Origin of the sequence: Rubripirellula amarantea (genome assembly GCF_007859865.1) — a bacterium.
GTDB classification, from domain to species: Bacteria; Planctomycetota; Planctomycetia; order Pirellulales; family Pirellulaceae; genus Rubripirellula; species Rubripirellula amarantea.
Genome location: NZ_SJPI01000001.1, coordinates 1,153,351 through 1,166,769 on the forward strand (window position 1 = coordinate 1,153,351; position 13,419 = coordinate 1,166,769).

Consider the following 13,419-nt stretch of genomic DNA (forward strand, 5'->3'; position numbering starts at 1 on the left):
GGTAGCTTCATCAGCGGTATTTCGGAACAGCAACGCCCTGAATCCAGAACGAAACCGAATGTGACGCCTTCACACTCACAGCACGAGTTTCATCCATCATGTGCCGACACCTTTGGGCAACGCATTGGCTTCGATCCGGATCACTTCAATTCGCCTTCTAACAAGCTGCCAGTTTCGGCTCCCGTGCCAACGTTCCATGTTGGGGCGTCGCCATCGCTTGCCCCAGCCACGATTCGTTGAAGGTTCGAGTCCACGGCAACACTCAAAAGGAACTTGTCCCCTGCGTTGAAGCTTCGCACTGTTCGACCGTTGGCCGAATCGCACAACCGGACCTCGCCGCTACCGCACGCTACGGCGAACTGGTTTGTCTTACCCACGAATTTGACGCTCGTCAGTTCATGGGGGAATCCTTCAATCTTGCGGGTCGTTTCGCCGCTGCCCGCATCCCAAACTCGAACGGTTTGATCCGCACTGGCCGATACAAGGGACCGTCCATCGTCGTGCCAATCAATCGCCAATACATGTCGAGTGTGTCCTTCCAAAACCCGAAGCGTCTTGCCCGTGGAGACTTCCGACAGGCCAATGGTTTCGTCAGCGGAGGCGGACGCGAGCACCCGCCCGTCCGGCGAGAACGCCAATCCCATCACGGTGTCCGAATGCGAGTGCATCTCTTGCTCTAGAATTTCACCGGTTTCGACATCAACCAGTTTGATTTCGCCGCTGCGACTTGACCGACCACCGCCGATCGCGAGCCGTCGACCATCGGGATGAAATTCCAGCGACGTCACACGATCTGCAATCACTTGAAGATTAACGCCACCTATCACTCGCTGCAGTTCCCACTTAGCGTCAACTCGCGATATCCGTGGTGAGGTGCGTGGTGAAGCGCAAATAACTTGACCACGTAAAAAACAAAGCTTCGATTTTGAGCTCGCCACTTTCAGATCAGCCGATGACGGAAGCACCATGGCATGCGAATCAGGATTCGCAACATCCATGATTCGAACGGCTCCATCGGCGTGCATGACTGCGATCTTGGTAGAATTGGGTACTCCGGCAAGGGAAGCCACAGCGCTAGCCGCAGCGTCGGATCGTGTCTGAAGCTCAGAAACTCGTTGCCTCAAAGCACGAGACCGAAGCGAGACGACTTGAACGCGCTTCTTTAGATTCTCGACTTGATCTTCTAGTCGCTGCTTTGCTGATTCCGCAGACGCGATTGCGGTTTTGAGCTGATCCACGACAGCGTGCTTCTGCTTTCGCAACTCGTTCGCTTTGCTTAGCTCCTGGTCTGCCGTCGGGAGCTCTTTAGACATTTCACTATCAAGTTCTTGGGTCGCCGTATCGAGTTGCTTGCTTAGCTCGGCTGCAGCAGCAGATTCCGACACCACCCGTTTTTCCAACCCAGCTAGCTCATCGGTTGCGTGCTGATGCGATATTTCTTGACGTTCCGCAGCTCGCTGGGCGGACTCAATTTCAAACACATCTTCCCCGCGTGCCGAAAGAGTCTGCAATAGTTTTCCATCGGTGGCATTCCAAACCTGAGTCTTGCCACTTCGTCCCCCCGTAATCCAGCGAGGTGGATCGGCCACCACAGCGATCGATTGAACGACCGATTCGGGGTTCGCAAGTGCAGTCACCTCACCGCTACTGAGTATGACGCGTTGCAGTCCACCGGATTGAGTTGCGACGATCAATGAAAGATCCGCCCGTTCATCGAACGCGATCGCAGTAACGTCTTTTAAATCCCCTATGGATGTCGCCGCGGCCTCGATCGCTACCGAGTTGTCAGCGTCGGAGATCACAATGTTGAATGTGCTGATTTCGCCAGAGTTATGAATGACAGCCAATTTGCCTCGGTTCTCGGATAAAGCGATTTTCCGAATGGATGACATTGTCTCCACGCTATCTGATACTGATCTTCCATTGGCATCACGAAGGTGAAGCCCACCGAGATAATCAACGATAAGAAGAACGGGCGTCTCTCGCGAATCACCGGATAGCCATTCAATCGCAGAAACCTCTTCATCACTCACTCGAAACTTGCATTGGCGTTCAGACTTTGCGAGATCCCATACCTCTATCTCACCATTAACATTGACCAGTGCGTGGTGCGACTGATCCTTCGAAACGGCAACCAAGCCAGCCGCGTGTTGTATTGGGGCAAGTGCCGCATCGCTCACTTGATAACTTGGCTGCCAAACACGAACCGTCCTGAACCCTCCGGTTGCAAGCCGATTGCCATCGGGAGAAAAGGCGACCGCTTGAATTAAATCCACATCTGCAACTGCGCCTTCTAAATCTGGATCACTCAATTGGGCGACTTCGCGTTGAGTCTGGGAGTCAACAAGCAACACGCGGTTTGCCTGTGCCATGGCGACAAAGCCAGTGCGTGCAATGTCGAGGCTCGCAATCGAACGCACAGTTTCCGGTATCGGTTGCCATTGGAATTGCATCTTGACTGCGGGTTGGCTCTCTTCTGCTGCGCCTTGGTTGATCCATCCTTTCAACAGTTGGATTTGACTACTTGTCAGCGCGACCGCCCCGACGGTGTTGTCCTCTGGCGGCATAAGCGAATCGTCTTGTCCGGTGACGCGTTCCAACAACAAGCTTGCCTCGGGGTCACCGGAAACAACGGCCGCACCGCTATCACCGCCTTTGATAATGTCCGCAACGGTTTCCAAGCTCAGCCCCCCATCGGCTTCCTGGTCGCGGTGGCATGCCAAGCAGTTCTGACGCAGGATGGGCATGACGTGGTCCCGAAACGAAATATGCTTCGTTGAATCCGACGTTTCCGAACTGACATCGTTGGCTGTGGCGATCAAGACGAAGACGCCACAAACCGGAAAAACCAAGAGAATACCGAGAAGAATCAGGCGTTGAATGCTCATGATGGTGGGCTCGCGGGCAGGCGGGGGCGGCAGTGCCAGCGTGACATCATAGCCCCAAAATCGCGATCTACGGCTGTTAACAAAACCTAAAGTTGGACTTGGCCGACGCGATACGTTACGCTTGGACACTCTGATGCAGAATCAGATTCCCGCCTTTGCCATCCCGGCAATCCCCTCCCTCCCCACTGCCCTTCCCTTCCCATGGTGTGTTTGGTGCGATCCTGTCGTGACCTTAGACGCGTGACGACATTCACGTTGGTCTGGCTAAGCAGTGCGGTTATCTGCACGGCCAACACCTCGGCCATGTCGCCGTCATCTGAAACTTCGATGCTGGAAACAACCGGCCCGGTCAGCTTTAAAAACGATGTCGTTCCGGTGTTGACCAAGCTTGGATGCAACACAGGCACCTGCCATGCGAAAGCCGGAGGAGGTCAGAACGGCTTCCAGTTATCACTTTTCGGTTTCGAACCTGACGAAGACTACGACCATTTGGTCTGGGAAGCTCGTGGGCGACGCGTCTCCCCTGCGGCTCCCGATCAAAGCTTGCTATTACTTAAAGCAAGCGGACACATGGCGCACGGTGGCGGAGTGCGCATGGCAGTCGATTCAGAACACTACCAAGTGTTGCGATCCTGGATTTCTCAAGGAGCACCTCGCGATCCCCCTGATGCACCCGAGCTCGTTTCGATTGAGGCTCATCCGGCCAGCGGTGTATTGGAACGCAACAGCGAAACGCAACTAACCGCAATCGCTCGATACTCAGACCAAACCCAACGAGACGTCACTTCGCTCGCTATCTACGAAACCAACGACCCGGCCCTCATCGAGTGTTCACCTGCGGGGTTGGTTCACGCCGAAGACATTCCTGGGAAGGCGTCCGTCATGGTTCGCTTCCAAGGAAAAATGGCGGTGTACTCTGCTGCAATACCAAGGGCGCAAGCGACAAGTGAGTTCCCGCCTTCGGATCACTTCATCGATCGTCTTGTCTTTAGAAACCTGGAAACACTTGGCATACCAGCCTCACCCATTTGTGACGACGACACATTCTTGCGTCGCGTTACCTTGGACATCGCAGGCCGCTTGCCGACGCTATCGCAACGACAGGCATTCCATGCGAACTCAAGCGATGATCGTCGAGCCGAGTTCATTGACGAACTACTTGAAAGCCCTGGATACGCCGATACATTCGCGAACAAATGGACATCGCTGCTGAAGAATCGACGCGATGAAGTAAGCGACATCAAATCGAACTTTGCTTTCCATGCATGGATTCGCGATAGCCTGCTCGCCAATCGCCCCTACGATGAAATCGTTCGTGAACTACTCGCTGCTACCGGGACCGTCGACGCAAACCCTGCGGTCGCCTGGTACAAGAGAGTGAAAGAACCCAACCAGCAAATCGAGGACGTAGCCCAGCTATTTCTTGGCGTGCGAGTGCAGTGCGCCCAATGCCATCATCATCCTTTTGAAAGGTGGAGCCAGGATGACTACTACGCATTGTCGGCGTTCTTCACTCAGATAGGACGGAAGCCCTCTGATGTCTATGGGGAAGATTTGATCTTTCACGATCGAGGAATCGCCCAAGCAAAGAACATTAAGTCTGGTCAGTTAATTCGACCATTGGCCTTGGGCGATAGCGTCGGACAAATTCCACCTGATGAAGACCCTCGATTGCGATTAGCAGACTGGATGGCTGACGCCGACAATCCATTTTTTGCCAAAGCCCTCGTCAATCGTTATTGGAAACACTTTGTGGGACGAGGCCTAGTCGAACCGGAAGACGATATTCGCGACACCAATCCACCTACCAACCCCGAACTTCTGGAAGCGTTAGAACAGCATTTTGTTGACAGTGGTTTTGACCTGAAGTCGTTAGTTCGAGCGATCACTACTTCAAAGACTTACCAACTCAGTTCACTGCCTACTTCAGACAACTTGGCAGACCGCCAAAATTACTCTTGGCATTACCCGCAACGATTGCAGGCCGAGGTAATGCTCGATGCAATCAACGATGTGACCGCCACTCGCACGGACTTTGCCAACCTTCCACTTGGCACTCGCGCGATCGCTCTTCCTGATAACAGCTACAACAAATCTTCGGAGTTCTTGCGGACATTCGGTCGTCCAGAAGCAACTAGTGTTTGTGAGTGCGAGCGAGTGCAATCCGCCAGCCTTGCCCAAAGCCTGCACTTTCTAAACGCCAACGAAATTCGTTCAAAGATCGGCGATCCGAACGGTCGCGCAGCTTCATTCGTGAAAGCTCATAACGCTGAACCACCGACACCAGCCGAGGATCAAGTTCGAGAACTTTACCGAATCGCATTTTCACGCGAGGTCAAGAATGAAGAACTAGCTACGGCCGTTACTTACCTTACCAATGCGAAGATCGATGCCGATGGAAAGCCAATCTCTGACGGCAATACGTATCGTGAGAATATGGAAGACTTGATCTGGGCGATCATCAACTCCAAAGAATTCTTATTCAATCATTAGGCGGAGGCTCAATCCCATGCGTCAGTCACGAAGATGTGGAGTAGCTTGTCTTGCTGCTGGTTTAATAGCTGCATACTTATCATCGCAATGCTTCGCTCAATCGGTCGGCTTGCCGGCTCCGCGTCTCTTGACAACGATGCCGATGGGAGGCGAAGCAGGGACCACCGTTGATGTCACCATCAGTGGTGAGTTGCTCGAAGACAGCACCGCTTTGCTGTTTTCGCATAGCGGAATCACAGCGGTCGCAAAAACCGATGCCGAAGGTGCCGTCATCGCGAACCAGTTTACGGTGACCATTTCCGAAGACTGCCCATTAGGCGTACATGATGCTCGTGTCCTAACACCTTATGGAGTGTCGACGGCACGTGCGTTCTCGGTAGGCCATTTGAAAGAGATCGTCCAAACTGAAACTTCGACGACTATCGATTCTGCGGTGGAATTACCAATCAACAGCGTTTGCAACGCCTATGCAAATGAACGCAACATTAACCACTATCGGATTCATGTCGAAAAAGGTCAACGGATCATCGTGGACTGCTCGTCAGCAGGAATTGATTCCAAGCTCACCCCAGTGCTTATCATCGCCGACTCGCAGGGAAATGACTTAGTGGCTCAGCGTCGAGGCGATTACATCGATTTCACCGCACCCACATCTGCGAACTATTTGGTCAAGGTACACGACCTTACGTTTCGAGGAGGTCCCTTCTTCTTTTTTCGGCTTCGAGTCGAGGAACTAGAGGAAGGCGGTTTGCCAGAAGCTACGCCTCGCACCCAAGCGGTAGGTGAATTTTCCTGGCCACCGGACGGTCTTGCAGAACAAGCATCTAGCCAAGAGGCAGAACCCAACGACAGTCTTACCCAACCGCAGCGAATTACGATCCCATGCGACATCTCTGGCAGCTTTTATCCAGCCGCCGACGTAGACCGATTTGAGTTCGTAGCTAAGAAAGGCCAAACATGGTGGGTCGAGGTCGCATCTGAACGACTGGGGCGTCCCACCAATGCGAGTGTGTTGGTCCAACGAGTCGTTGCCACTGAAGAAACTGCGGACTCACAAGTGGCCTTTGTGGACGTTGCTGAGCTAGCGGATATCGACAGCCCTATCAAGCGATCGTCAAATTTCTACACCTACGATGGGCCACCCTATAACGCGGGGTCATCGGATGTACTTGGGAAGTTCGAAGTTCCCGAGGATGGCACTTATCACTTGCAACTAGTGGATCTTTTTGGCGGGACTCGTAGTGACGAGCGAAACAAGTATCGACTCGTCATCCGGCAAGCTCAACCAGATTTTGCAGTCGTCACGTGGGCTATGCATATGGAACTTCGCAACGGCGACCGAAACGCGTTGTCTAAACCCGTTGCCTTGCGTCCGGGCACGACGATCCCGTTTGAAGTGATTGCGATTCGCCGTGACGGATTCGACGGACCAATAGACATTCGTCTCGACGATTTGCCAGACGGCGTTCGCGCGGACGGCCTGCGCATACCTGCAGGTCAATCTCGGGGACACTTGCTAATCACGGCAATGCCGGACGCCCCCGTCGGCAATACGGTGGCAACTTTTACCGGGGAAGCAGAAGTCGATGGCAGGAAGATCACACGCCAAGGACGAATCGCTTCACTTGCGTGGCCAATCAAAGACCATAGCTCCGAAGTTCCAAGCCCACGGTTGATGGCAGACATTCCCGTATCAGTTGGCGAAGCCGAAATTTCTCCTTTGGTGTTGGCACCCAAGTCCGACGACGTATTGGAGGTTAAGGCGGGTGAGAAAATCACCGTTCCGGTCGTTCATTTGCGAGCGGGAGAATTCTCCGGCGCAAGCATGCTTATGAAAACGATGGGGACTGGATTCGAATCCAACCCAACTTTTGACCTCACGATCGCCGACGATGTCACCAATGTTGAACTGGACCTCGCCAAGCTTAAGACGCCTCCCGGTGACTACGCCATTGCGTTCTACGGCGGCGCGGTAGCGAAGTACGCGTCCAAACAGACCCCAGACAAACCGGTCGACACGGTCGATCTTTTTGTTTCTCAACCGATCGCTATTCGAGTACTCGCGGGAGACCCTCAATGAACTCGCATACAAACTACCAAGGTCGTTCGATCCACTGCCCCGGCCCGGACCTCGGCTTAAGCCATCCTGATGCGAACTCGATAGTGGCGCATACATCCGCGCGCTACGCGAGAAGTGGTCGTCGCAGCTTCATGAAAATGGGCCTTGCCGGATGCGCCTCTCTTAGCTTGCCTGGGTTGTTGCGATTGCGAGCCAACGAACCAAACCAAACCAAGCGAAAGCGCGCGGTCATCATGGTTTGGAAACCCGGTGGATGCTCTCATCTTGACACCTATGATCCCAAACCAGATTCAGGATCAGAGTACCGTGGCCCGTTCGGCGTGATTCCGACGAAGGTCCCAGGCCTCAACTTCACCGAACTGCTGCCCAAACAGGCGGCGATCGCGGACAAGTTCACGATCTTGCGGAGCATGCATCAAACTGCTCCGGGACATCCAGCCGGCTCGATGCAATTGCTCTCAGGCGATCCGGACACGCGAGACAAACCCAAACCGAAGCTCCCCGATTGGATGTCAGTAGCCAACTACCTGCATTCACAAGACGGACCTCGCGACAATCCTTTGCCTCGCTATGTGGGAATCAACCCTCCGGTGCAATACAACGGTCCAGCCTATCTCGGCGATGCCTACGCCCCTTTTTCCGTCAACGGTGATCCCAACAATCCCCAGTTCGTTGTTCCCAACATCGGCTTGTCGGACGCTTCGCAGATCGATCGACTACGCCGCCGAGTGGACCTGCGAGCTGAACTTGACACGCTTTCGCGAGCCGTTGATCAAACCGGCGAGATGGGCGCGTTGGATGAATTTGAATCGCAGGCCATGACTCTACTGACCAATCCCAAAACGAAAGACGCATTTGACCTGACTCAAGAATCCGATGAGACGCGAGACCGTTACGGTCGCAACACATGGGGACAACAATTGTTAATGGCTCGTCGCTTGGCCGAAGCCGGAGTGGAAGTCCTGACAAGTAGCCTTCGAGGACCGCTTTGCGGACGCGTTCAAAATTGGGACGACCACGCAGTCAATCACCACATCTTTGACGCAATGCGATTTCGGGCCGCTGCTTATGACCAAGCCGTGTCGGCTTTGATCGAAGATATCTACGAACGAGGCTTGGATAAGGAAATCCTTGTGGTAGTGACCGGTGAATTCGGTCGCACTCCAAAGATCAACTATCAACCAAGCACGGGAGCAGGAAACGCGTCGGCGGCAGCGGGCACTAAACAACCCGGCCGTGAACATTGGCCTCGAGCATTCTCCAATCTATGGGCGGGTGGCGGTATTGAAACAGGACGTTTTATCGGAGCCACCGATAAGCGAGGTGAAGACGTGATTGAGCGCCATTGCGGCCCCGGGGATTTCCTGGCCACGATCTACCATCACTTGGGGATCGATTCGAGCAATGTCTTCATCAAGAATTTCAATGGTCGCCCTACCCCGATCGTTGACCACGGTCGCCCCATCAAAGAATTGATGGGCAGCGTTGGGTCCTAACCAGTGATTTCCCCACGCAACAATGAGTCGAAAAAGCTCGAGTAACGCGTGTTTCACGCAATAAAACTGAACTTTCGTCGCCGGCAAGGTTCTGCGTATCTTTTGGGGGGATCACTCGTCGGCAAAGAATTGCGCGGCACACCCATTGGTCAATAGCATTCCGAAAGTCAACCAAGCGTGAGCCATTGCGTTGAGATAACGCAACGACGCTTAAGAACCCCTTTGGGTGCCGTGTCACGGAGGACACAAAGATGATACATGAGTTTCCTCAACCAGATTCACAATCTCAATGTGAATTGTCAATCGTTGTACCAACGTACTGCGAGGCTGAGAACTTACCCAAGTTGTTTCAACGACTCGACCAAACTCTCAATGAGTCTGGTCTGCGAGCAGAAGTCGTGGTCGTGGACGACAACAGTGACGATGGAACCGAATTCGTCTGCATGCGATACGGAAAATCTCTTCCCATCCGTCTGTACGTTCGCAAGCACGACCGCGGGCTTTCCAGTGCCGTTGTGTTGGGAATGAAAAAATCCAAAGGCGAAACGATATGCGTGATGGACGCAGACCTGTCCCATCCGCCCGAACGGATTCCAGCACTGTATGAAGCTCTGACTCAGCAGAACGAGTGCACCGATTTTGTGATTGGAAGCCGCTACGTTGAAGGCGGCAGCACCACCGATGACTGGGGATTCTTGCGTTGGCTAAATTCTCGGCTGGCCACGCTTGCAGCTCGACCGTTTACCTCGGCTTCGGACCCCATGGCCGGATTCTTCGCAATGCATCGGAGAGACTTCATTCGATCGGAATCGCTGCTGAACCCCATAGGTTACAAAATCGGCTTGGAATTGATGGTGAAGTGCGATCTCAATCATGTGGTCGAGGTCCCCATTCGTTTCTCCAATCGCATTCATGGCGAGAGCAAGTTGACCTTACAAGAACAACTCAACTATGTGAAACATTTGGTTTGCTTGTTCCGGCATAAGTACCCATCACTCGGACGTCTGGCCTTCTTACCGAACCCGACTATTCAGACAGGTTCCGCGAGCAGCGAAGACATCTCGCCGAGTTATGACTCCACGGAAGGCGTGCATTCGCGTGATGCGGTTGCTGCCCCTGATCATCTCCAGTCGCGTCGTCACGCTGCATGAGGCCATGAAAGAAATGGAATCTCAAAGGATGAACGACCATGCCATTGAACCGCAAGCCCCTCCTCGAGTTCGCGTTTGGCTTGAAGCAACGTTTTGGATCTCCTTGATCCTGACACTCTGGATCCACGGAACCCGAATCAATCAACACGGCTTGCGAGGTGAAGAAGCGCGACGGGGATTGGTCGCCGCAGAAATGATTCGCACTGGCGATTGGATCGTTCCTCGACAGCAGGGCACGATCTTCCTTAGCCGTCCTCCGCTTCAAAACTGGATCATTGCCGGAACTAGCTTTATCACCGGAGACATCAATCGTTTGGCGATTCGACTGCCTAGCGTGATCGCATTGCTGATGACCGTTGGCTTGATCTACGCGTATTGCCGGCGTTGGATGGGGACTGGGCCTGCGATGTTGGCGTGCCTAGCGTACGCGACGATGGGACAGGTGCTCGAATTAGGTTACCTCGGCGAAACCGAGTCCATGTACACACTGGTGGTCGCCGGCTCGATCTTGATTTGGCACTGGGGTTGGACCGCGAACTGGTCACCCAAGGTTGTTTGGGCCGCTGGCTACTCGCTCGCCGCTGCCGGGATGTTGGCCAAGGGGTACCAAGCCCCGGTCTATTTCGTTGCTTCAGTCTTCTTGTACGTTGTTGCCATGGGACAATGGCGGAGCTTGTTCACCTGGGCGCACTTCGTTGGCATCCTCAGCTTCCTGGCGATTTGGAACGCTTGGAACGTACCGTACCTTTGGATGACTGGTCTTCAGAACACGATTGCGATGTATCACAACGACGTCGCAATTCGGTTTAACGACCAAACTTGGATGACTTGGGCGGAACACTTGATTCAGTTCCCACTCGAAGTATTCGTTTGCATGCTACCCTGGTCGCTTCTCTTACCGATCTTGTTGATGCCACGATTCTGGAAGGGTGCTGGACGATTCCGCGAACCGTTATCGCTTGCCATTGCAGCTATTGTGATCACGTTCCCCTCGGTTTGGTTCACTCCAGGCGCCCATGGACGATACTACATGCCGCTCTATCCGCTCCTTGCAATCCTGATTGCAATCGCGACAGAAAAAGTACTTCAGGACTCCGTTCTTCAAATCGACTTGCGTCACGAACGATGGAGTTCTCGCTTTTCGAACTGGCTATACACGGCAGCATGGCAGCGCTATCAAGTCGGGTTTGCGGTTGCGATGATTGTTGGTGCGGGGCTGATAGGGTTTGGATCAAAACTCACCGGCATCGACGCCATTGTGCCCGAAACGCTGCATCGACTTTTATTGGTGGCAATGCTGTCGGCGGTCGCCGTCACGCTGCTTCGGACCATGAAGACCGCTCAAGCCTCTCAATTTCGAGTGGCTGTCATTGCGACTGTGATTGGCGTTGGAGTAATCCACGTGGGCATCATTACTCGGCGAACACTTGTGGACACCAATGACACTCGAGCAGTGATCGCTGAAATCAAACAAAGCATCCCTGCCGACCAACCGTTAGTGAGTGTTGGGCTGGTGGACCACCTTTTCGCCCTTCACTACCGAGATGAGATACCGATTGTCGCAGATATAAAGCCTGCTGATGACCTTGATTGCGAAGTCACTTACGTCTGTTTTAATCCGAACCGTAAAATTGAGATTCCACACGGCGTTCGGCTCGAAACGATCAAAACTATCAATTGCAAACGCAGTAAGAAATCGAGTCGGGACCGTCAGGTCACAATTGCCAAGTGCGTTTGGGATGCCGAGTACATCGCAGAACTGCGGTCGCAACGAAACGGCGCAAGGGGCAGATCTTACTAACGCTCGCCGATGGATTTTGCCACGCTAGCGTTTTAGCCAAAAGTAGCTGGGTGATTCGCTGATCGGCAGTACGACCTTTTCACCTTCACGCGTGACCGTCACGGTATCAGGCGTCTCATCCGCCATTGGCATTTGCTCACCACGTTCGATTTGCCAACTGTCTAAATCCACTTCGACTTCGCTCTTTCGATCCACGCCCGTTGGTGACCAGGCCACCCAGACTGCTTGATTTGGATCCGTTTCGTGGGCGAATTCGTAGACGCAAGATTGATCAACCTGCCGCTGGACGACCCGCGAAAACCGGTAGTCGCCTAGTGTCTGAAGCAAATGCGAAACCGCGAAGTACGACGGTTTGGGTTGGTAGTGACGAGTCAATCCCGAAGCGTTGTGGAGCTTGGGAACATCTTCATCGTTAAAGAAATAGATGTAAGCGCGTTGCAAGTCGCGAGTTGCAAACAGAAAGTATGAGCGAACTAGCCATTGAGCTTGCTGCGTATCAGAACTGCCCTCCCACTGGGCAAACTCATCATCTTTGGTCGGCTTCTTGGTTGAACTGTCGTATCCGAACTCCGTCAACCAAACCTCTTTGTCGGGCGCCTTGTTATTTCGCCATTCGATTAAGCGATCAATATCGCGAATGAATCCTGGGAAGCGTTGGTCTTCGGGATACGATCGTTCCCACTTGGGCCAAGAGCTGATCATTGCGTAGGAATGAATGCTTAGCACGTCGTAAAGCTCATCAAGACCAAGAAAGCGATCGGCGGGTTTGTGGTAGTCTCCCCCCTCGTCCGCGTAGACATTACAAGTCGCGATCTTCATTTGGGGATCTGCTTTCCGCACTCCCTTGGCCATGCTGCGAAAGACTTCGATGTACGTGTCATGATCATAGTTCCCGGGCTCGTTTCCGATCTCGACAGTGGACACTAAGTTGCGTTTTGAAGACGGCCCAAAGTTCTTGGCGAACTCACTTCCATATCGTTCAGCGTCGGCCTGCAAGTTCTTCCAACGGTCTGGTGCAATTGACGAGAACATCAAGCATGCATCAATCTCGATGCCATGCTCTTTCCATGAACCGTAGACGGATTCCCAATTCACTCCATTTCGTGCAAATGGAAACTCGACTGGGTAAGCCGTATCGTCTCCGAGATCCCAATCGATCGGATGATAGTCGCGAACTAATCTCGCGACCGGTCGATATAGTTCCGGCTTGAAGTTGACCGTGTGCCCATTGATCCCCATGAAATCGCGAAACAACGGTTTCGCCGGCGGGACTCTCGACTCGGTAGCAGGCGTCGTTTGAGGCCTTGCATCTTGCCCCCAGGTAGACGTTGAAAGTCCGGTCGCAACCAGAAACATGAACAGGACAAACGACAACGATTGGTAGCGTCGAAACATAGGGTCACAAGCTTTCGAAGAGACTAGGCCAATGAAGAATCAACCTGTATTTATAACCACTTTGACCGGTGAGCAGTGAACGTCCTATTCGCTACCCCGAAAGGTTTGAACGATC

7 protein-coding genes are annotated in these 13,419 nt (G+C 53.3%); 5 read left to right on the forward strand and 2 right to left on the reverse strand.

The features are described 5' to 3' along the window. Window positions 1-140: 140 nt before the first annotated feature. Window positions 141-2,888, reverse strand: a complete 2,748-nt coding sequence (locus tag Pla22_RS04145) for a WD40 domain-containing protein (protein WP_146513488.1) — start codon at window positions 2,886-2,888, stop codon at window positions 141-143. A 303-nt stretch (window positions 2,889-3,191) separates the two neighbouring features. On the opposite strand from Pla22_RS04145, the gene Pla22_RS04150 reads away from it, so the two are divergent. From Pla22_RS04150 to Pla22_RS04170, 5 genes are all read left to right on the forward strand, one after another. Continuing rightward, window positions 3,192-5,381, forward strand: a complete 2,190-nt coding sequence (locus Pla22_RS04150; RefSeq protein ID WP_207310291.1) for a DUF1549 and DUF1553 domain-containing protein — start codon at window positions 3,192-3,194, stop codon at window positions 5,379-5,381. A gap of 16 nt (window positions 5,382-5,397) precedes the next feature. Next, the gene (locus Pla22_RS04155; RefSeq protein ID WP_146513490.1) at window positions 5,398-7,461 is read left to right on the forward strand and encodes a serine protease; all 2,064 of its coding nucleotides are present in this window, start codon (window positions 5,398-5,400) and stop codon (window positions 7,459-7,461) included. Next, complete coding sequence (locus Pla22_RS04160; protein WP_242631784.1) at window positions 7,458-8,957, forward strand: DUF1501 domain-containing protein; 1,500 nt, start codon at window positions 7,458-7,460, stop codon at window positions 8,955-8,957. Before Pla22_RS04155 ends, Pla22_RS04160 begins: the two co-directional genes overlap by 4 nt. A 251-nt stretch (window positions 8,958-9,208) precedes the next feature. Continuing rightward, complete coding sequence (locus Pla22_RS04165; protein WP_146513491.1) at window positions 9,209-10,108, forward strand: polyprenol monophosphomannose synthase; 900 nt, start codon at window positions 9,209-9,211, stop codon at window positions 10,106-10,108. Next, window positions 10,029-11,909 (forward strand): ArnT family glycosyltransferase, encoded by a 1,881-nt coding sequence (locus tag Pla22_RS04170; RefSeq protein ID WP_146513492.1) that lies wholly within the window; start codon window positions 10,029-10,031, stop codon window positions 11,907-11,909. Before Pla22_RS04165 ends, Pla22_RS04170 begins: the two co-directional genes overlap by 80 nt. Before the next feature lie 24 nt (window positions 11,910-11,933). Here Pla22_RS04170 and Pla22_RS04175 read toward each other — a convergent pair whose 3' ends face one another. After that, on the reverse strand, window positions 11,934-13,304 hold the full coding sequence (locus tag Pla22_RS04175) for a glycoside hydrolase 5 family protein (RefSeq protein WP_146513493.1): 1,371 nt from the start codon (window positions 13,302-13,304) through the stop codon (window positions 11,934-11,936). Window positions 13,305-13,419: the final 115 nt, after the last annotated feature.

Bases quoted from the DNA above. Each gene is read 5' to 3' on its own strand.
- Pla22_RS04160 (WP_242631784.1), top strand. From the start codon at position 7,458: ATGAACTCGCATACAAACTACCAAGGTCGTTCGATCCACTGCCCCGGC.
- Pla22_RS04175 (WP_146513493.1), bottom strand. From the start codon at position 13,304: ATGTTTCGACGCTACCAATCGTTGTCGTTTGTCCTGTTCATGTTTCTG.
- Pla22_RS04155 (WP_146513490.1), top strand. From the start codon at position 5,398: ATGCGTCAGTCACGAAGATGTGGAGTAGCTTGTCTTGCTGCTGGTTTA.
- Pla22_RS04170 (WP_146513492.1), top strand. From the start codon at position 10,029: ATGACTCCACGGAAGGCGTGCATTCGCGTGATGCGGTTGCTGCCCCTG.
- Pla22_RS04145 (WP_146513488.1), bottom strand. From the start codon at position 2,888: ATGAGCATTCAACGCCTGATTCTTCTCGGTATTCTCTTGGTTTTTCCG.
- Pla22_RS04165 (WP_146513491.1), top strand. From the start codon at position 9,209: ATGATACATGAGTTTCCTCAACCAGATTCACAATCTCAATGTGAATTG.
- Pla22_RS04150 (WP_207310291.1), top strand. From the start codon at position 3,192: ATGTCGCCGTCATCTGAAACTTCGATGCTGGAAACAACCGGCCCGGTC.